This is a genomic window from Actinosynnema sp. NPDC059797 (genome assembly GCF_042732085.1).
In the GTDB taxonomy this organism is placed as follows: domain Bacteria; phylum Actinomycetota; class Actinomycetes; order Mycobacteriales; family Pseudonocardiaceae; genus Actinosynnema.
The window spans coordinates 1-18,930 of sequence record NZ_JBHWIE010000132.1 but is presented as its reverse complement, the minus strand read 5'-3'; the positions used below and the strand labels follow the sequence as shown (position 1 = coordinate 18,930).

Below are 18,930 nucleotides of genomic sequence, written 5' to 3'. Positions count from 1 at the left end.
GTACCGGAGACCTCGTGGCCAGCGTAGCGGCAGCGGGGCGGGCCGACTTGACCGACGCGCAGTGGGCCGTGTTGCAGCCGCTGCTGCCCGTGGGTCGCAAGCCGGGCCGTCCGCCCAAGTGGAGCAAGCGGCAGTTGATCGACGGCATCCGGTGGCGGGTGCGCGTCGGTGCGCCATGGCGGGATGTCCCGCCCGAGTACGGGCCCTGGCAGACCGTCTACGGATTGTTCCGCCGCTGGCAGCGGACCGGGGTCTGGCAGCGCGTCCTGACCGCGTTGCAGGGCCGCGCCGACGCTGACGGGCTGATCGTGTGGGACGTGTCGGTGGATTCCACGATCACGCGGGCGCACCAGCACGCCGCCGGCGCGGGGAAAAGGGGGACCTGCAGGTCGAACCGCCCGACACCCCGGCCGGCGGGATCGAGCCGGATGATCACGGGTTGGGGCGGTCGCGGGGCGGGTGGACCAGCAAGCTGCACCTGGCCTGCGAGCAGGGCCGTCGACCATTGTCGTTGCTGGTCACCGCTGGTCAGCGGGGCGACAGCCCACAGTTCGTCCCGGTGATCGAGCGGATCTCGGTGCCGCGCGTGGGCCCGGCCGCGCCAGGACCCGGCCGGACCGGGTCCTGGCGGACAAGGCCTACAGCTCCAAGGCCAACCGCGCCTACCTGCGACAGCGGGGGATCAAGGCGACCATCGACCAGCCCCGCGACCAGGCCGCCCACCGCAAGGCCAAAGGCTCCGCGGGTGGACGGCCACCCACGATCGACCGGGAGATCTACAAGCAGCGCCACGCGGTCGAGTGCGGCATCAACCTGCTCAAACAGCACCGAGCAGTGGCCACCCGCTACGACAAACTCGCCGTCCGCTACCAGGCCACCATCGACATCGCCGCCATCAACATCTGGCTACGCCACATCTGAAACACGACCTAGGTGCAGTGGACGTAGAAGTCGAGCTGGTACGGATCGCTGAACACCACGTCGAAGCACCTGGGGTTGGTGGCCTCTACGAGGTACCAACTCCACTTCGTGCCCTCGATCGTCACGCTGCCGATCAAGCGATTCGATTCGTCGTAAGCGCTGAAGGTGAAGTCGGAGTTGTCGCCGAAACAGGGGACGCCGGCGTCGTTCTGCTCGATGTACTGATAACTGTTCGGATTCGGCGGAACTCGGTCGCCCGGGTTGTACGCGCCCACGAAGACGTTCAAGTTCGACCCTTCGACTCCACCGTTGTACATGCAGTGGACGCCGCTCAGCCGGATCTTGACCCGGGAGTCGCTCACGTTCTGGAGGCTGGCATGACCTCCCAAGCCCATGATCCGGGCCTGGTCGGAGCCGTCGGCGTGGGCGACCGCCGAACCGGTTGCCACCAGGGCGAACGCGGCGAGCGCGATGACGATCTTCCTGATCAAGTGCACGGGAGTGCTCCTACTCGTGGTCACTGGGGTGAACCGGTCAGCCGCATCGCAGGGCGACCGTCCATCAGACAACGAGACCGCAGGTGCACTGTCAATTGAGCATTGTCGGATCTCACCGAATTGAGTGATGAGCACCGGGGAGATCACCGGAAGAAATGGACCGGGAGTGATGTGGTCCGCGTCTGCCACTCGCAGAGCGGGTGATGCGCGCCACGGAGGTCGAGTCCGTGACGCGCGCTCGTCGTGCCGACGCCGGGTGAGGTCCCCGACCACCGGCGGGTCACACGCCGCTCACACGCCGCGCAGTGGCGGGTACGGCTGGTCCGGTTCGGGGGTCTGGTTCTGCTTGTTGAGGTCCCTGGCCTCCTGGAGCTGGTCCTCCAGGGTGACGATGCGGCACGCGGCGTCGAGGCCCGTGCCCTGGTCGACCAGTTCCCTGACCCGGGCGGCCAACCGGAGTTGGTGCCGGGAGTAACGGCGGGGGACGTCCGGGCGATCAGGCAGATCCGTCGCCGGATCTGTTCACCGATCGCCCTCGGGCGTCCCCCTCTCCATGTTGGGTCCAGTGCCGCGAACCCCCGCTCGCCTGAACGCGTGGATCACACCACGCACGCAGTCGGCGCTGACCCGCATCAACGACGTGATGTCCGGATAAGACCAGTCCCCTAGGACCAGTCCCCCGTCACCGGCTCACCCGGCCGGTGGATCCCGAACGTCCACTCGAAACCCTCCGGGTCCAGCACCCGGAACCGGTAGTTGCCCCACTCCGTGCCGGCCGGCTCCCACACCGGCACCGCGCCCACCCCGACCGCACGCGCGTACAGCGCGTCCACCGCCGCCTCGTCGGGCAACGCCAGGTAGACGCCGAACCCGCCGGTCTCGCCCTTGCGCGGCGGCCGCTCGTACCCCTCCCGATCGCTGAACACGATCACCGCCACGTCACCCAGGCGCAGCTCGGCGTGCGCCACGCCACCGTCCCCGTCCGGGAAGTTCATCGTCGTCTCGAACCCGAACGCGTCCTCCAACCAGCCCAGGGCCTTGACCGCGTCCCGGTAACCGAAATAGGCGTGCAAACTGATCATGGCGACAGCCTCCCGCCGATAGCGGACAACCACCGCCCTCGACCCCGACCGGCGCCGCAGCGCAACCACAACCGGCCGTTCGGCGGCTGGCGCACCCGCGCACGTGCCGATCTGCTGGACCACGCGATGAGTCGGGGGACCCATCGATGGGGGAGTTGGCTTGTTCCGACCCGTGCCGGTGCCCGCGCTGCCGCCCAGCACCGCACTGGCCGACCTGGCGACCGCGGGCGAGGACCACGCGTGGCTGGTCGGCACCACCGGCGTGTTCACCAGCCGTCCGTCCACCCCGCTGGTCCTGCGCTGGACCGGCGCCGGCTGGCACGAGGAACCGCTGCCCGCCCTGCCCGCACCCGCCAGCCTGGCCGGCGTCGCCGCCACCGCGCCCGACGACGTCTGGGCCGTCGGCAACAGCAGCGGCCGCCCCCTGGTCCTGCACTACGACGGCGCCACCTGGCGCGCCACCACCACCCCACCCATGACCTGGGCCAAAGCCGTCGCCGCCGCCGCGCCCGACGACGTCTGGCTGGCCCACGTCCGCGACACCCACGAACTGCGCCTGCACCGCTGGAACGGCTCCGCCTGGCACGAGGTCCCCTCACCCGACGACACCGACCGCCTCAGCGTGCACGGCGTGGCCGCCGGCTGGACCTGGGGCGTGCGCGCCGGCCGCGGCAGCTTCGAGACCCGCCCCGCCTTCCACCGCTGGACCGGCGCCGGCTGGGCGCCCGTGCCCCTGCCCGACCCGCTCGCCGGCACCTCCGCCTCCCACGTCGGCCTCACCACCACCGGCGCCACCACCTGGGCCTACCTGAAAACAGCGGCGGGCGTGCACGTGCTCCGGCACACTGCGGCGTGACCTTCGGCCTGACCGTGCTCGGCACCGCCACCCCGTACCCGCGCCCCGACGACCCCTGCTCCGGCTACCTGCTGCGCACCGACCGCACCACCGTCTGGGTCGACGCCGGCCCCGGCACCCTCGCCGCCCTCCAACGCCACCACCGACCCGACCGGCTCGACGCCGTCTGGATCTCCCACACCCACGCCAACCACAGCGCCGACCTGCTGCCCTACTACTACGCCCTGCTGTTCGCCGACCAACACCCCCGCGGCCCCGTCCCCCTGTTCGGCCCACCCGGCCTCGCCGACCGCCTGGAGACCTTCCTCGCCGGCGCCACGCCCAACCCCGCCGGCGCCGCGTTCCACGTCCACGAACTGCACGACGGCCACCGCGCCGAGATCGGCGACCTCACCCTCACCAGCCACGCCGTCCACCACGGACTGCCCGCCTTCGGCCTGCGCGCCACCCGCGGCGACGCCGTGTTCGCCTACTCCGGCGACACCGGACCCTGCCCCGCCCTGCGCGACCTCGCCGACGGCGCGGACCTGTTCCTGTGCGAAGCCGACGGCGCGGGCCCCCACCACTGCGCCCCCGAGGACGCCGCCGAAGCCGCCCGGGGCGCCGACCGACTCCTGCTCACCCACGTCGGCCACACCCTGACCCACGCCGAAGCCGCCGAACGCGCCGCCGCCCCCGTCGCCCGACCCGGCGACACCGTGACCATCCGCTGACCCCGCGCCCGGCCCGCACCCGACGCCCGCGCCCTCGCCCGCTTCCACCGCGACCTGCTCGGCCGGCCCCCCCGGTGATGACGAACCCGGCTACGTGGGCGGCTGACCGGGCGGCCGGGCGCACCGGGCCCCGGCCGCGCGTGTGATGGACTCCAGCACGCCGGGGAACCGGCGCTCCATCTCCTCCTGCCGCAACTCGTGGGTGCGGTAGCTGCCCTGCGGCGTCACGCGCAGGACACCGGCCTCGCGGAGCACCTTCAGGTGGTGCGAGAGCGTCGACATGCTGACCGGCACGTCGAACTGCCCGCACGCGATGCCGCCCGAGCGCGCGAGCTCGGCGACGATCCGGAGCCGGACCGGGTCCGCGAGTGCGCTGAGCACGGTCGACAGCGGGATGTTCGCCACGTCCGGGTGTTGTAAGGCGCGCACGGGTGAGCATCGTAGTCACCACGGTCAAGAATGTTTTTCGGTCAACACTGAAGTCTTTACACTCGTTAGAGTGAATCTCGCCGCACGGTCGGGTGATCGTCGGCGTGGCGCCAGCGTGTGACCAAGGGCGCACCGTGCGTCGTTAACTGTTAACACGAGTGGATCTTCCGGCGTGGACCGTCCGGCTCAGCGGAATGCGCTGCCCGACCGCTTGCCACGGTTTGTTTCCGTGACGTTTCCACATGGTTTGAGCTGCGGTTTTAGCCGGTTTCCGGACCGATGGCAGGCACTTGAGCTGGGCAGCCGCTCCCCCGCCGCCGCGAGGTCGCCCGACAAGAGGGCATTTACCTCGGCATTAACGCCAATACGATCGTCACACGAGGCCGCACCCGCCGCCCGGCCAAGCGCACCGTGGCCCCGGACTACCCTGCACTGTCCGGGGCCACGCACCGCTCCTCACGAGCCGGTTGCCACGAGCACGTCCTCAGGGGCCGGTGTTCCCGCCGACCACCGCGTCGGAGGACGGGGCCTCCCCCTTCTTCTCCGGCGGCGGAACGAGACCGCTCAGGTCGCCGCCGTTGTCGTTGACCCGCAGCACGAACGGCCGGGTCTCGGTGTACTGGACCACCGACACCGAGGCGGGGTCCACGACGATGCGCTGGAAGCCGTCCAGGTGCACGCCCAGGGCGTCGGCCAGCACCGCCTTGATGACGTCGCCGTGGCTGCAGGCCACCCACACCGCGCGCGGGCCGTGCTCGGCGGTGACGCGGGCGTCGTGGGCCCTGATCGCCGCCACCGCCCGCGCCTGCACGGTCGCCAGGCCCTCGCCGCCGGGGAACACCGCGGCGGACGGGTGCTGCTGCACGACCGCCCACAGGGGCTCGGCGTAGAGGTCCTTGAGGGGGCGACCGGTCCAGTCGCCGTAGTCGACCTCGACCAGCCCCTGCTCGACCACGGGCTCGAGGCCCCGGTCGGCCAGCAGCGGCGCGAGGGTCTGGCGGCAGCGCTCCAGCGGTGAGCTGACCACCGCGTCCAGGGGCAGGCCGGCGAAGCGGGCGACGAGCCCGTCCGCCTGGCCCTCGCCCTGTTCCGACAACATCACGCCGGGTTGGCGCCCGGCGAGCACGCCCGATCCGTTGGCGGTGGACCGGGCGTGCCGCAACAAGATCACGGTAGCCACGGGGCCACCCTATGTCGGGTTGATGAGACCCATCGACAGCAGGCCCATCAGGACCAGGCCCAGCAGCAGCCGGTACCACACGAACACCGAGTAGCTGTGCTTGGAGACGTAGCGCAGCAGCCAGGCGATGGTGGCGTAGCCGACGGCGAACGACACGATCGTGGCCACGACCATCTGCGGCACGCTGGCCGCGTTGGGCTCGGAGCGCTCCAGCACGTCGGGGATGCTGAAGATGCCCGCGCCGAACACCGCGGGCAGCGCCAGCAGGAACGAGTAGCGGGCGGCGGAGGCCCGGTCCAGGCCCAGGAACAGGCCCGCGGTCAGGGTCCCGCCGGAGCGGGACACGCCGGGGATCAGGGCCAGCGCCTGGGCCAGGCCCATGCCGACCGCGTCCTTCAGCTCCAGCCGCGTGCGGATGTGCTTGGCGAACTGGTCGGCCAGGCCCAGCAGCAGGCCGAACACGATCAGCATGGTCGCGGTGATCCACAGGTTGCGCAGCGAGGAGCGGATCTCGTCCTTGAACAGGAAGCCCAGCACGCTGATCGGGATGGAGCCGATGATGACGTACCAGGCCATCCGGTAGTCCTCGGTGGCGCGCGCGGCCTTGCTGAACAGGCCCTTGAACCAGGCGGCGATGAAGTTGCCGATGTCCTTGGCGAAGTAGATCAGCACGGCCAGTTCGGTGCCCAGCTGGATGACCGCGGTGAACGACGCGCCCGCGTCGTTGCCGAAGAACAGCGTGGAGACGATCCGGATGTGCCCCGACGACGAGATGGGTAGGAATTCCGTGAGACCCTGCACCAGTCCCAGAACGATGGCCTGCAGCCAGCTCAACTACCCACTCCCGCCAGATCCAGAGCTTCGGTCGCCGTCCGCAGCGCGGCGATCCCCTGCTCAAGATCTTGCAGCATGGGCGAGAGGGTGAGAGTGGTGACCCCCGCCTGCGCGTAGGCGCGCATGCGGTCTGCTATGCGCTCCTTGGGGCCCAGCAGCGAGACGGCGTCGAGGAAGTCCACGGGGAGCGCGGCCATGGCGCCCTCGTAGTCGCGGGCGAGGTACTTGTCCTGCACTTCCGCCGCCTCGGCGGCGAAGCCCATGCGCACGGCGAGGTCGTTGTAGAAGTTCTTCTGGCGGCTGCCCATGCCGCCGACGTAGAGGGCGGCGTAGGCGCGGACGCGGTCGGCGCAGGCGCGCCAGTCGTCGCCGACGACCAGCGGCACGGTGGGCACGACGTCGAACCCGTCGAGGGTCTTGCCGGCCTTCTCCCGGCCCGCCCGGAGCGCGGCGAGGGACTCCCCGGAGTGCTCCGGGGAGAAGAAGATCGCCAGCCACCCGTCGGCGATCTCGCCGGCCAGCTCGACGTTCTTCGGGCCGATGGCGGCCAGGTAGACGGGGATGTGCTCGCGCACGGGGTGCACGGTGAGGGTCAGCGCCTTGCCGGGGCCGTCGGGCAGGGGCAGCCGGTAGTGCTCGCCGTCGTAGCGCAGGCGCTCGCGGCGCAGGGCGGCGCGCACGATGTCGACGTACTCGCGGGTGCGGCCCAGCGGCTTGTCGAAGCGCACCCCGTGCCAGCCCTCGGAGACCTGCGGCCCGGAGACGCCCAGGCCCAGGCGGAAGCGCCCGCCGGAGAGGGTGTCGAGGGTCGCGGCGGTCATCGCGGCCATGGCGGGGGTGCGCGCGGGGATCTGCATGACGGCGCTGCCGACGTCGATCCGCTGCGTCTGCGCGGCCACCCACGACAGCACGGTGGGCACGTCGGAGCCGTAGGCCTCGGCGGCCCACACCACCGAGTAGCCCAGTCGGTCGGCTTCCCTGGCCAGTTCGAGGTTCGCGGCGTCGTTGCCCGCGCCCCAGTACCCGAGGTTCAGTCCCAGTCGCACACGCGGACCGTACCGGCCGGTAACCCCGGCCGCCAGGGTGGGCGGCGGGAATACCCCTTGACGGGTCGCGTGCCGCGCCCCCCGGTGAAGTGGATCACCCCTTAGGCTCCCCGACGTGGAACAGCGATACCTGGGCCGCAGCGGTCTGCGGGTGTCCCGGTTGGCCCTGGGCACGATGACCTGGGGCCGGGACACCGACGCGGACGAGGCGGCGACGCAGCTGCTGGCGTTCACCGAGGCGGGCGGCACGCTGGTGGACACCGCGGACGTGTACGTGGAGGGCGAGAGCGAGCGGATCCTGGGCGGCCTGCTGGGCGAGGTGGTGCCGCGGGACGAGCTGGTGATCGCGACCAAGGCGGTGGCCCGGCGCAACGACGGCCCGTTCGGCGGCGGCGCGTCGCGGGGTGCGCTGCTGCACGCGCTGGACGGGTCGCTGCGCAGGCTCCGGGTGGAGCACATCGACCTGTGGCAGCTGCACGCCTGGGACGCGAACGTGCCGCTGGAGGAGACGCTGTCGGCGCTGGACGCGGCGGTGTCCTCGGGCAAGGTGCGCTACGCGGGGGTGTCGAACTACTCGGGTTGGCAGCTGGGCACGGCGGCGGCGCTGCCGGGGCACGCGCCGCTGGTGTCCACGCAGGTGGAGTACTCGCTGCTGGAGCGGGGCGTGGAGCGGGAGGTGGTGCCGGCGGCGCTGCACCACGGCGTGGGGCTGCTGCCGTGGGCGCCGCTGGGGCGGGGCGTGCTGACGGGCAAGTACCGCAACGGCACTCCCCCGGACTCGCGGGGCGCCTCGGCGCACTTCGCCGGGTACGTGGAGCAGCACCGCACGGAGCGGGCGGCGCGGATCGTGCAGGCGGTGTCCACGGCGGCGGACGGGTTGGGCACGAGCGCGTTGTGCGTGGCGCTGGCGTGGGTGCGGGACCGGCCGGGCGTGGTGGCGCCGGTGGTGGGCGCGCGGGACACCGGCCAGCTGCTGGGGTCGTTGGCGGCGGAGGGGCTGACGCTGCCGCCGGCGATCAGGTCGGCGCTGGACGACGTGAGCGCCGTCGACTTCGGCTACCCCGAACGACCGATGGGGTGAGGTCCGGGGCCCCGCGGGCCCCGGGGTCCGGCCGCCGCCCCGTCGACCAGCCGGAACCACGCGCGGACCTCGCCGAGCTGGTCCTCCAGCCAGGTGGCGACGTCGGCGGCCAGGTCGAGGGCGCGGGGGGTGCGGACGCGGCCGGCGAGGTGCTCGACCAGGCTCTGGATGCGCCGCACGGGCGGCGGGTGCAGGCCGGCGAACGGGACGGCCAGGTCCAGTTCGCCGGCGAGCCGGTCGGTGATCTCGTGGAGGAACAGCACCAGCAGCAGCGCGGCGACCAGGCAGGGTTCGTGGACGTCGAGTTCGCGGGGTCCCAGGCCGTCGAGGGTGTGCAGCATCAGGCCGGCGGCGAGGCGGTCGGCCTCGTGCTCGCCGGGCCAGCCGACCGAAGGGGCGTCGAGAGGGCCGACCGGGGTGCCGGGGTCGGTGTGGAGGTGGGCTCGGGTCAGGTGCCCGGCCTGGAGGTGGGCGACCTCGTGGGCCAGCACGAACTGGGTGGCGCGGCGGACCATGAGCGCGACCAGGGCCAGGCGCTGCCCGGACAGCTCCGGCAGCCGCCGCGGGCGGGCCGCGCCGTGGCCGTAGAGGTAGGCGTTGAGGGCCTCGGCGAGGGCGTAGGCGGCCTGGTCGCCGTTGAGCAGCGGTGGGGTGCCGTAGTGGGGCAGGACCGCGGTCATGGTCTTGAGCACCCCGTCGAGCAGGTCCAGCAGGGCGGTGTTGACCAGGATCAGCACGCCCTGGCCGGGTTCGGGGACGCCGATGCCGTCGAGGGTGCCGGTGGGGAACACGCCCGCCAGCACGGGGGTGTCCAGGGGGCTGCCGGCGGCGCGGGCCAGGTGCAGCACCTCCGGTTGCAGGGCGTCGAGGGTGCGCTGCTGCTCGTGGAGGTGTCCGGGCAGGTAGGGGCCGGGTCGGACGCGGGCGTCGACCAGGCGGGCGAGCCGGCTCGGCGCGGGTTCGGCCGCGACCTGGGTCCAGGTGTGGTAGCGCTCGGGCGCCGCCTCGGGCCGCCGCGGCGGGTCCAGGTGGTCGACCACGCCCCGATCGCGCAGCAGCCCCAGGTGGGCGTTCCTCAGGTGTCCGACCGTCATGGCGACGCCTCCCGGTGTCACCTGGCATAGTCGTCGCGCCCGCCCGGAGGGTACGGCCGGCGGCCGACTATCACCTTGCCGGACCAACGACAACACCCGCCCCCCGCGTGAGGATGGTGTCCTGGTGATGGATGCTGGGAGGGCATTGGGCGAACGGGTTACAGCTTGGAGGTCCGACGTTGCGCCGACTGGCCGCGGTGGTGGTTGCCGGAGCGCTCACCGGAGCGGTGGTCTCCGGGTGCGCGACCGAGGAGAACCCGGGCGACCCGTTGCAGGTGGCGGCGACGCTGGAACCGGCTCGCCCGGCGGTCTCGCCCGCCCAGTCCTCGGACCTGCCGGGCGTGGTGGCGCCGGTGGGGCGGGCCTCGTCGGTGGTGGTGGCCGGGGGTCGGGTGGCGGTCGCGGTGACCGACCCGCCGTCGGTGGCGAGCTTCCCGCTGGACGCCCTGGCGCCGGGCGCCGCGTCGCCGGAGCCGCTGGTCGTGGCGCTGCCGGGGCCCGTGGAGCGGCTGGTGGCCGCGGGTGGCGCGGTGGAGGCGGTGGTGCCGGCGGGCGCGGTGGTGACGATCCGGCCGGACGGCTCCTCGTCCTCGCGGGAGGTGACCGGCGGGCCGGTGGACGTGGTCTCGGCGGGCGGGCGGACCCTGGTGGCGCAGCGGGAGGCCGGGCGGGTCCTGGTGGGCGACCACGCGGTGACCGGCATCTCCAGCCCCGACCGGCTGGTGGCGGTGGGCGACCGGGCCGTGGTGCTGGACCGGCCGCGCAGCGCGGTGTTCGACCTGGACCCCTCGGCCGACCGGCCCGGCGCGGGCCTGCGCGCGGGCGACGGCGCGACCAACGCGGTGGCCGACCGGTTCGGGCGGGTCTTCGTCGTGGACACCCGGGGTGGCGAGCTGATGGCGTTCTCCACGGACCCGGTGCTCATGCGGCTGCGCTACCCGCTGCCGGGCGCGCCCTACGGGATGGCCTACGACGCCGACCGGGACCTGTTGTGGGTGACGTTGACCGAGCGCAACGAGGTGGTGGGGTTCGACGTGTCGGGCGGGGAGCCGGTGGAGCGGCACCGGCACGCCACGGTCGCCCAGCCGGACTCGGTGGCGGTCGACCCGGGCAGCGGGCGCGTGTTCGTGGCGTCCGGGAACGGACAAGGGATGCAGGTGATCGGGTGATGGACGAAGGGGTGGTCGACGGGGACTGGGAGTACCGGCCGCTGCGGTTGCCGGCCGGGGTCTCGCGTCGCACCGCGACCACGCAGTTGACGATCCACGCGGAGTTCTCGGGCTGGGAGCTGTCGCGGACGCTGATGTTCGGCGACGGGTCGCGCAAGATCTGGTTGCGCCGCAAGCGCACGGCGACGGCCCTGCCGGGTGTGATCACCTAGTCCGGCCGGGGTCCCCGTCGGGCCCTCACTCCCCCACGCGCCCCGGTTGGCGGTCGCGTGGAGCTGACCGCCGCCCGTCGACGATCCCTTCGACGATCCCGCCGAGCCCGCTCGTCCTGCCGGTCCTGCCGCCGGGTCTCGCCCCGCCCGGTGCCGGTTCGGCGGGCTCTCCCGGGCGGGCGAGCAGGCCGTGCAGGACCAGCGCCCCGACGGCGGCGGCGTGGTCGGCCGCGGTGCCGCCGGGGTGGGTCAGGCAGCGCAGCAGCAGGGTGTGGGCGAGGGTTTCGGCGAGTTCGCGGGGGTCGTGGTCGCCGCGGAAGTGCCCGGCGGCGATGCCGGCGCGCAGGGCCGGCGCCAGGAGCGCGGGCAGGTCGATCTCGCGGAGGGGCTCGGCGTCGGCGCGCGCGGGGTCGTGGGCGACGGCCATGAGCAGGGCCTCGGCGAACTCGCGGTGGCGCAGGGTGAACGCGGCGAGCTGTTCGAGGTGGCGGCGCAGCATGGTGGTGGGCGGCACGCCGAGGGCGAGGTCGTCGTCGACCAGGGACCTCAGTTCGGCGTAGGGGCCGCGCAGCGCGCCGGCGACGATCCCCGCCTTGACCGGGAACAGCTGGGCGAGCACGGCCGTCGACACCCCGGCGCGGGAGGCGATGTGGGCGGGCGTGGTGGCGTAGTAGCCGCGGCCGGCGAACTCCTGGCGCGCGGCGGCGATGACCGCGTTGCGGGGGTGCTCGGGCAGGTCGTCGAGGTCGTCGGCGCGGTGGGCGCGGACGAGTTCGTCGGCCAGGGGCGCCATGACGTCGTCGATGTGCCCGTGGCCCTGTTGGGGGTCGAACAGGGCTCCGACGAGGGCGACGACGGTGTCGCCGAACAGGGTGTCGGGCACGGCGCCGGGGTCGGCGAGGTGGCGCAGCGCCAGGCCCTCGACCAGGGCGGTGAGGGCGGTGGCGAGGTGCTCGGGGGTGAAGGGGGCGCGCAGCGAGGCGTTCCAGCGGGTGAGCACGGGCTGGTAGGCGCGGACACCGGCCCGCTCGTAGCCGTTGTAGGCCTGGCGCAGGCTCTTGACCGCGCCGGGGTGGCCGCCGCCGAGCACGAGGGTGGCCAGCCGCATGAGGGTGGCGGGGTCGTTGCGGACCTGCCGGTAGTCGCGGTCGCAGACCGCGCGCAGCATCCGGCGGGGGTCGCCCCGGGAGTCCAGGAAGGCCCGGTCGATGACTTCGGTCAGGTGGTAGGAGGTGTGCTGGGAGCTGTGGGTGAACCGCAGCAGCAGCGCCTCGACGTAGCGGCCCTTGTCGCCGAAGGTGGCGAAGAAGGTCTTCTCGCTGACCTCGGCGCGGGCGGCGATCTCGGCGACGTTGAGGCCGCGTCCGAGGACCTTGGCGCCGTCCTCGAACAGCAGCTCGACGCCGGCGTCGAGAAGTCTTTCACGCACCGGAACCATGGACCCCCCTGTCCTCCTCCCGACGGGCGCATACCCGCCGCGAGCGCTCCACGGTATTGGATGCTCACCGTTCCGGGGCGCGTTCACTCACCTCGGTGTGCGGTGTCGGGCCGCGGTGGATGTTGACCTCTCACCACCGCTGCCGAGAGACTCCCTGACATCACGCGGGGCCCGTCCACCGGGGAGGGGCTGGGGGTCCCGCGGCGGGGCCCGGGAACCTGGTCCACCGCACGGCTTCGGCACCTCGTGCCGTGCGGTCCGGGCGCGCCCCGACCGTTGGCTCGGAACCTCGGTCGGCCCGCGCCCTCCCCGCCCGCACGACGCACGCGGCAACCCCCAGTGCCTGCGAGGTCGTGCGGGCGGCCGGGCACCACAGGCGTGGTACCACAGGTGTGGTGGTTCGGGGTGGGGTCCCTGTCTGCGGCGCGTTCCCCCCGGTCGACTTCCGCCCTCGCGGGCGATCCCGGGTTCCTCGACACCCGACCGTCCACGGCGAGCGGGGCGATTCCGGTTCCAGCGGTCCGGGCACGCTCAGCCGTGCGGGGTCAGTCGGGGTCGGTGAGGGCGGTGGCGGGGTCGTGGTGCGGGGTGCCGGTGGGCCACCAGCGGCCGTCCGCGTGCCGCCGGTAGGGGTACCAGCGGCCGTCGGGGCCGTAGCGGAGTTGGCGGTCGCGCACGGTCCAGCGGTTGCGCCGCACGACCGGTTCGGGCAGTTCCTGGCCGCGCCAGGCGGCGCGGGCGCGGTTGGTGTCGGCCTCGGGCGGGGTCCAGGGCTGGTCGAGGACCAGCAGGGCGGTGCGGCCGCCCTGCCGCCAGGCGTGGACGGCGCGCGGGTCGACGTGGAGCCGGTCGCGCAGTTCGGGGTGGGCGGCGGCGAGGCGGACGTGGTCCTGGCGGTCGTCGTCGGCGGGCCAGTCGCCGGTGGCGAGCAGGGCGCGGGCCTTGGCGGCGGCGTCGGCGACCAGCAGCCGCAGCACCGCGACGTCGAGGCCGGCGACCGGGTCGAACTCGGGCAGCGGGTCGAGCGCGTCGGGCGAGGGGTTCGGGGAGGCCGGTGGGAGGTCGGGCACGGGCCGGGCGTAGGCGGTGGTGGCGGGCACGCCGGCGGTGGGCCGGGCGCCGGTGACGACCTCGTCCTGGGCGCGGCCGCGCAGCAGGAGCAGCACCCACGGGTCGGCGTCGAGCAGCCAGGCCGCCTGGTGGCACAGGGCGGCGGCGTGGCGGCAGGGCAGTTCCCAGGCGTCGCAGGTGCACTCGGGGTCGAGGTCGCCGATGCCGGGCAGCAGGGGCACGCCCGCGTCGGCGGCGGCGTCGACGAGTTCGCGGGGCATCTCGTGGTCGAGCAGGGCGGCGAGGTGCCCGGCCTTGCGGGCGAGGTGGGCGAGGAAGCGGTCCCACTCGGCGTCGGTGAGCGGGGTGAGCAGCACGCCGGTGTGGTGGACCTCGTCGCCGTCGTGGACGGCGGCGTGCAGGCGGCCGGGGCTGGCGGTGATGGTGCCGACGAGCCCGGCCTGGGCGTACTTGCGGCCCTGGCGCAGGGGTCCGTTGTCGAGGGAGGTGTCCTCCAGGGCCTGGAGCCAGGCGCGGCCCCACCAGGTGCGGGTGCGGCGGGCGCCCTTGGGGAAGGCGGGGAAGCCCTTGACGCGGTCGGTCACGTGCCGCTCCGGAGTTCGACGAGGCCGGCCAGTTCGTCGTCGGTGAGTTCGGTGAGGGCGGCGTCGCCGCGGGCGAGCACGGCGTCGGCGAGGTCGCGCTTGGCGCGCAGCATGGCGGCGATGCGGTCCTCGACGGTGCCCTCGGCGATGAGCCGGTGGACCTGCACGGGCCGGGTCTGGCCGATGCGGTGGGCGCGGTCGGTGGCCTGGTCCTCCACGGCGGGGTTCCACCAGCGGTCGTAGTGCACGACGTGGTCGGCGCGGGTGAGGTTGAGGCCGGTGCCGGCGGCTTTGAGCGAGAGCAGGAACACGGGGACCTGCCCGTCCTGGAAGCGGCGGACGAGGTCCTCGCGCTCGGGCACGGGGGTGCCGCCGTGCAGCAGGGCGGTGGTGATCCCCCGGTCGGCGAGGTGGCGGCGCAGCAGGCGGGCCATGGCGACGTACTGGGTGAACACGAGCGCGGCGCCGTCCTCGGCGAGGATCGTGTCGAGCAGCTCGTCGAGCAGTTCCAGCTTGCCCGACCGGCCGGCGAGCTTCGGCGCGGTCTCCTTGAGGTACTGGGCGGGGTGGTTGCAGACCTGCTTGAGGGCGGTGAGGAGCTTGACGACGCGGCCGCGCCGGGTGATGCCGTCGGCGTGGCGGATCTCCTCCATCAGCTCGCGCACGACGGCCTCGTAGAGGGCGGCCTGCTCGCGGGTGAGGGCGACGGGCCGGTCGGTCTCGGTCTTGGCGGGCAGTTCGGGGGCGATGCCGGGGTCGGACTTGCGGCGGCGCAGCAGGAAGGGCCGCACGAGGCGGGCGAAGCGCTCGGCGACGGCCTGGTCGTGGTCGGCCTCGACGGGTTTGGCCCAGCGCGCCTTGAACTGCGCCAGGGTGCCGAGCAGGCCGGGGGTGGTCCAGTCGAGGATCGCCCACAGCTCGGTCAGGGTGTTCTCCACCGGGGTGCCGGTCAAGGCGACGCGGGCGCGGGCGGGGATGCGGCGCAAGGCCTTGGCGGTGTCGGAGCCGGGGTTCTTGACGTGCTGGGCCTCGTCGGCGACGACCAGTCCCCAGTGGGCTTCGGCGAGCAGGTCGGCGTCCAGGCGCATGGTGCCGTAGGTGGTGAGGACGAAACCGGCGGTGGTGTCGGTGTCGTGGGTGGGCAGGGTGCGGCCGGGGCCGTGGTAGCGGTGCACGGGGGTGCCGGGGGCGAAGCGCTCGATCTCGCGCTGCCAGTTGCCCAGCAGGGACGCGGGGCAGACCACGAGGGTGGGGCCCGCTGTGCCGGTGCCCGGGGTGTCGGGGGCTGTGGTGTTGTGCTCCGGGGTGCTGCGCTTCGGGGTGTTGCGGTGCAGGTGCAGGGCGATGAGGGTGATGGTCTTGCCCAGGCCCATGTCGTCGGCCAGGCACGCGCCCAGGCCGAGCGAGGTCATGCGGTCGAGCCAGCGCAGGCCGCGCAGCTGGTAGTCGCGCAGGTCGGCGCGCAGGCCCGGTGGTGGTTCGGCGGGTTCGGCGTCGGGTTGCGCGAGGCGTTGCCGGAGCTGGTCGAGCGGGCCGGCGGCGGCGACCTCGACCTCGGCGCCGTCGATCTCGGCGGTGCCGGTGAGGGCCGCGCCGAGGGCTTGGACGGCGGTGAGGGGTTTGAGGGCGCGTTCGCGGGCGCGGCGGGCCAGTTCGGGGTCGACGAGGGTCCAGCGGTCGCGCAGCCGCACCACGGGGCGGGTGGCCTCGGCGAGCCGGTCGAGTTCGTCGGGGGTCAGCGGGTCGCCGCCGAGCGCGAGCTGCCAGTTGACGGCGGTGAGCTGGTCGGGGCCGAAGAAGGTGGGCCGGTCGCCGCCGGCGTCGCCGACGACGACCTTGGCGGTGAGGCCGCGGACGAGGTCGGTGGGCCAGTGCACGTCCACGCCCGCGGAGGCGAGGCGGACGGTGCCGGTGGTGAGGAGCTGTTCGACGTCGGCGTCGGCGAGGGTGACGCGGTCGGGGACGGGTTGGTCGAGCAGCCGTTCCAGGGGCGGCCAGGCGCGGGCGGCGCGGCGCAGGGCGACGGTGGCGTCGGCGCGGGTGGCGCGCCCGGCGCCCGCCCACAGCTCGGCGGCGTCGAGGACCAGGGTGGGGTCGGCGAGGTTGTGGACCTGCAGGACGGCCTGGAACGGGTCCGGGCCTTCGACGCGCACCGACACCCGCACGCCCTGGTGGGCCCATTCACGCAGGTGGGGAACGTGTTGCGGGGTGGTGGCGGCGAACGCGGGGGCGCCGGCGGCGGTGGCCGCGGCGGCGCCGCGGGGCATGGTGTCGGCGACGGCGTCGAGGAAGGCCCGCAGCAGCGGTTCGGCGTCGGGCAGTTCCAGGGGGTCGCGTCCCGCCAGCGGGACGGCGCGGGCGTGCGCCGGCATGGCGGCGGCCAGGTCGCGGACGCGGGCGTGGTCGGCGGGGTCCAGGGGCGTGAGCTGCCAGGCGTCGAAGTCGGTGTCGGTGAGGGCGGGCCGCACCCGGCCGCGGGCGACGAGCTGCAGGGCCAGGACGACGGCGGCGCCCCAGAAGGCGGTGGCCGGGTGGACGGCGGGTCGGCCGGTGGCGGTCGTGGTGCCGGCGGCGCGGCGGGCCCGGGTGAGCAGCGGGATCGCTTCGGTCAGGGGCAGGCGCAGGGCGGGCGCGGTGTGGCGGCCGCCGTCGGGGGCGGCGATGGTGAGCCGGTCGGCGCCGGGCCGGTCCGGTGGGGCGGCGTGGTCCTCATGAGCCCCGTGGTCCTCGTGGTCCTCGTGGTCCGGTGGGGCGTAGAAGGCGATGGTGGACGTGCGTGGCGGGTCGGCCGGTTCGAAGACCGCCGGGTACCGCTCCAACCCCGTTTTCAGCGTTCCCCCTCGCGCCCGGCGGGTTGTTCAAGTTTGAGCTTAGCCCAGCTGCCGGGTTCGCCGGGCGAGTTCGGTTCGCCCGCCATGGGGTAGGCGCCGCCGCGGAGGCGGTCCATCAGTCCCCTGGTCCAGGCCGCGCCGCCGGCGGCGGTGTGCTCCCACAGCCCGTACAGCTCGCGCACGTGGGGCGGGTCGCGCCACCGGTCGGCCTGGTCGCGGGCGGTGTCGCGGCGGGCTTCCAGGGCGGCGAGGCGTTCGCCGAGCAGCGCGAGGGCGTCGTCGCGGGTGAGGGAGGGCAGCAGGGCGAGTCCGGCGGCGAGCGTGTCGGGGCGGGTGCCGGGTCGGCGCAGGGCGTCGCGCAGCAGCCTGCGGTACTCGGTCTCGCCCTTCTCGGTGATCTCGTACTCGGTGCGGCCGGGCGGGGTGGTGCGGTCGGCGAGGCAGCCGTCCCTGGTGAGCTGCTTGAGGGCGTGGTAGATCGAGCCCCACTTGACGTGGGCCCACTCCCCCGCGCCCCAGGACAGCAGGTCGGTGCCGATCAGGTACCCGTGGGCGCGTCCGTGGCCGCGCACCACGCCGAGCACCAGCAGCCGTGTCGCCGACATGATCCTCGTCCGGGGTGGTGGTTTTTCCGGTTTCGCGGATCAGGGTAGATCGCCCAGGATGGGGGCCGTGACGCCAGTCAAGATCGACGACGGCCGGCGGCGGATCCGCCTGGGGGTCCGGCACCTGCTCTCCGCGCCCGCCGACACCGTGGAGGAGGTGGTCGGGGCGTTGGTGGCGCTGCACGCCACCGATCCGGCCACGGTGTTCCTGTCGGCGTGGGCGCGACTGGGCAGCCCGTCGGTGCGGGAGGTGGAGGACGCCCTGTACGAGCGGCGGTCCCTGGTGCGGTCGTTGGCGATGCGCCGCACCATGTTCGTCGTCACCGCGGGGGCCGGACCGGTGGTCCACGCCGCGGCCGGGCGGGAGGTCGCGCGGCGGGAGCGGACCAAGCTGCTGGCGTACCTGGCCGAGGGGGTGGGGTGGGACGGGGCCCGCCTGGCGGAGGTCGAGGACGCGGTGCTGGCCGCGCTGCGGGAGCGGGGCGAGGCCACGGCGACGGAGCTGGTGCGCGACGTGCCGGCGTTGGCCGAGCAGGTGGTGGTGGGCGCGGGCAAGCCGTACGAGGTGAGGCAGAACGTGTCCAGCCGGGTGCTGCGGGTGCTGGCCACCGAGGGCCGCACGCGGCGGGCGCGGCCGCGCGGGTCGTGGGTGAGCAGCCAGTTCCGGTGGACCGCGGCCACGCCGTGGCCGGAGCTGGACGCGGCGGCGGCCCGGGCGGAGCTGACCCGGTGGTGGTTGGGCGCGTTCGGGCCCGCGACCGCGGCTGACCTGAAGTGGTGGACCGGGTGGACGGTGCGCGCCACCCGGGAGGCGCTGGCCGCGGTGGGCGCGGTGGAGGTGGAGCTGTCGGCGGGTCCCGGCTGGGTGCTGCCCGGTGACGTGGACCCGGTGGCCGAACCGGAGCCGTGGGCGGCGCTGCTGCCGGCCCTGGACCCCACGCCGATGGGGTGGCAGGACCGCGACTGGTACCTGCCGCCCCACCTGCGGCCGCTGCTGTTCGACTCCTCGGGCAACGTCGGCCCGACCGTGTGGTGGAACGGCGCGGTGGTGGGCGGCTGGGCGCAGCGACCCGACGGCGAGGTGGTGTGGAAACCGCTGGTGGACGTGGGATCCGACGCGGCGGCGGCGATCGACCGGCAGGCGGCCCGGACGGCCGGGCTGCTCGGCGGGGTGCGCGTGGTGCCCCGCTTCCGGACCCCGTTGGAGAAGGAGCTGGTGGCCACCCGCAGCGCCTCGCGCCGCTCACCGCCGTAGGTACCGGTCCGCAGCGCGCGTACTGTCTCTTA

Annotated in this window: 17 protein-coding genes and 2 pseudogenes; 7 read left to right on the top strand and 12 right to left on the bottom strand. The window is 73.9% G+C overall.

All coding sequences use genetic code 11. The features are described 5' to 3' along the window. Positions 1-14 precede the first annotated feature (14 nt). Positions 15-921: pseudogene (locus tag ACFV4N_RS25295) on the top strand (IS5 family transposase). Between the two features lie 8 nt (positions 922-929). On the opposite strand, the gene ACFV4N_RS25290 reads toward ACFV4N_RS25295, so the two are convergent. The 3 genes and pseudogenes from ACFV4N_RS25290 to ACFV4N_RS25280 form a co-directional block, all read right to left on the bottom strand. Beyond that, positions 930-1,412 carry a hypothetical protein gene (locus ACFV4N_RS25290; protein WP_499675077.1) on the bottom strand — a complete coding sequence of 161 codons (483 nt, stop codon included), beginning with the start codon at positions 1,410-1,412 and terminating at the stop codon, positions 930-932. A gap of 297 nt (positions 1,413-1,709) precedes the next feature. Next, positions 1,710-1,898 (bottom strand): annotated as a pseudogene (locus ACFV4N_RS25285) (MerR family DNA-binding transcriptional regulator); the annotation flags it as partial. A gap of 185 nt (positions 1,899-2,083) precedes the next feature. Continuing rightward, on the bottom strand, positions 2,084-2,500 hold the full coding sequence (locus ACFV4N_RS25280; RefSeq protein WP_499675076.1) for a VOC family protein: 417 nt from the start codon (positions 2,498-2,500) through the stop codon (positions 2,084-2,086). 160 nt (positions 2,501-2,660) lie between these two features. On the opposite strand from ACFV4N_RS25280, the gene ACFV4N_RS25275 reads away from it, so the two are divergent. Continuing rightward, positions 2,661-3,356, top strand: a complete 696-nt coding sequence (locus ACFV4N_RS25275; RefSeq protein WP_499675075.1) for a hypothetical protein — start codon at positions 2,661-2,663, stop codon at positions 3,354-3,356. Beyond that, positions 3,353-4,069 (top strand): MBL fold metallo-hydrolase, encoded by a 717-nt coding sequence (locus ACFV4N_RS25270; RefSeq protein WP_499675074.1) that lies wholly within the window; start codon positions 3,353-3,355, stop codon positions 4,067-4,069. The genes ACFV4N_RS25275 and ACFV4N_RS25270 overlap by 4 nt, the downstream gene beginning before the upstream one ends. A gap of 90 nt (positions 4,070-4,159) precedes the next feature. On the opposite strand, the gene ACFV4N_RS25265 is transcribed toward ACFV4N_RS25270, so the two are convergent. The 4 genes from ACFV4N_RS25265 to ACFV4N_RS25250 all read right to left on the bottom strand — a co-directional run bounded on the left by ACFV4N_RS25265 (position 4,160) and on the right by ACFV4N_RS25250 (position 7,558). Further along, entirely contained in the window at positions 4,160-4,498 is a 339-nt protein-coding gene (locus tag ACFV4N_RS25265) for an ArsR/SmtB family transcription factor (RefSeq protein ID WP_499675073.1), read from the bottom strand. Between the two features lie 484 nt (positions 4,499-4,982). Further along, positions 4,983-5,678 (bottom strand): histidine phosphatase family protein, encoded by a 696-nt coding sequence (locus ACFV4N_RS25260; protein ID WP_499675072.1) that lies wholly within the window; start codon positions 5,676-5,678, stop codon positions 4,983-4,985. A gap of 9 nt (positions 5,679-5,687) precedes the next feature. Then, a complete protein-coding gene (locus ACFV4N_RS25255; protein ID WP_499675071.1) occupies positions 5,688-6,512 on the bottom strand; it encodes an undecaprenyl-diphosphate phosphatase in 825 nt (274 codons plus the stop codon). Then, positions 6,509-7,558, bottom strand: coding sequence for an LLM class F420-dependent oxidoreductase (locus ACFV4N_RS25250; RefSeq protein WP_499675070.1), 1,050 nt, complete (start codon positions 7,556-7,558; stop codon positions 6,509-6,511). Before ACFV4N_RS25250 ends, ACFV4N_RS25255 begins: the two co-directional genes overlap by 4 nt. 115 nt (positions 7,559-7,673) lie before the next feature. Between ACFV4N_RS25250 and ACFV4N_RS25245 the strand changes: the two genes are divergently transcribed. Then, complete coding sequence (locus tag ACFV4N_RS25245; RefSeq protein WP_499675069.1) at positions 7,674-8,639, top strand: aldo/keto reductase; 966 nt, start codon at positions 7,674-7,676, stop codon at positions 8,637-8,639. Here ACFV4N_RS25245 and ACFV4N_RS25240 read toward each other — a convergent pair. Beyond that, on the bottom strand, positions 8,615-9,733 hold the full coding sequence (locus tag ACFV4N_RS25240) for a hypothetical protein (protein WP_499675068.1): 1,119 nt from the start codon (positions 9,731-9,733) through the stop codon (positions 8,615-8,617). The genes ACFV4N_RS25245 and ACFV4N_RS25240 overlap by 25 nt on opposite strands. A gap of 179 nt (positions 9,734-9,912) precedes the next feature. Here ACFV4N_RS25240 and ACFV4N_RS25235 point away from each other — a divergent pair, with 179 nt between their 5' ends. After that, complete coding sequence (locus ACFV4N_RS25235; protein ID WP_499675067.1) at positions 9,913-10,902, top strand: YncE family protein; 990 nt, start codon at positions 9,913-9,915, stop codon at positions 10,900-10,902. Continuing rightward, entirely contained in the window at positions 10,902-11,114 is a 213-nt protein-coding gene (locus ACFV4N_RS25230; RefSeq protein WP_499675066.1) for a DUF5703 family protein, read from the top strand. Before ACFV4N_RS25235 ends, ACFV4N_RS25230 begins: the two co-directional genes overlap by 1 nt. A 25-nt stretch (positions 11,115-11,139) precedes the next feature. Here the strand turns inward: ACFV4N_RS25230 and ACFV4N_RS25225 are convergent, their stop codons facing one another. From ACFV4N_RS25225 to ACFV4N_RS25210, 4 genes are all read right to left on the bottom strand, one after another. Continuing rightward, entirely contained in the window at positions 11,140-12,543 is a 1,404-nt protein-coding gene (locus tag ACFV4N_RS25225; RefSeq protein WP_499675065.1) for a TetR/AcrR family transcriptional regulator, read from the bottom strand. A 554-nt stretch (positions 12,544-13,097) separates the two neighbouring features. Continuing rightward, on the bottom strand, positions 13,098-14,207 hold the full coding sequence (locus tag ACFV4N_RS25220) for an SWIM zinc finger family protein (RefSeq protein ID WP_499675064.1): 1,110 nt from the start codon (positions 14,205-14,207) through the stop codon (positions 13,098-13,100). Beyond that, entirely contained in the window at positions 14,204-17,026 is a 2,823-nt protein-coding gene (locus ACFV4N_RS25215; RefSeq protein ID WP_499675063.1) for an SCO1167/SCO6262 family helicase, read from the bottom strand. The genes ACFV4N_RS25220 and ACFV4N_RS25215 overlap by 4 nt, the downstream gene beginning before the upstream one ends. A gap of 8 nt (positions 17,027-17,034) precedes the next feature. Further along, a complete protein-coding gene (locus tag ACFV4N_RS25210) occupies positions 17,035-17,643 on the bottom strand; it encodes a PadR family transcriptional regulator (protein ID WP_499675062.1) in 609 nt (202 codons plus the stop codon). 67 nt (positions 17,644-17,710) lie between these two features. Between ACFV4N_RS25210 and ACFV4N_RS25205 the strand changes: the two genes are divergently transcribed. Further along, a complete protein-coding gene (locus ACFV4N_RS25205; RefSeq protein WP_499675061.1) occupies positions 17,711-18,898 on the top strand; it encodes a winged helix DNA-binding domain-containing protein in 1,188 nt (395 codons plus the stop codon). The last annotated feature ends 32 nt before the right edge of the window (positions 18,899-18,930 follow it).

Bases quoted from the DNA above. Each gene is read 5' to 3' on its own strand.
- ACFV4N_RS25280 (WP_499675076.1), bottom strand. From the start codon at position 2,500: ATGATCAGTTTGCACGCCTATTTCGGTTACCGGGACGCGGTCAAGGCC.
- ACFV4N_RS25240 (WP_499675068.1), bottom strand. From the start codon at position 9,733: ATGACGGTCGGACACCTGAGGAACGCCCACCTGGGGCTGCTGCGCGAT.
- ACFV4N_RS25230 (WP_499675066.1), top strand. From the start codon at position 10,902: ATGGACGAAGGGGTGGTCGACGGGGACTGGGAGTACCGGCCGCTGCGG.
- ACFV4N_RS25210 (WP_499675062.1), bottom strand. From the start codon at position 17,643: ATGTCGGCGACACGGCTGCTGGTGCTCGGCGTGGTGCGCGGCCACGGA.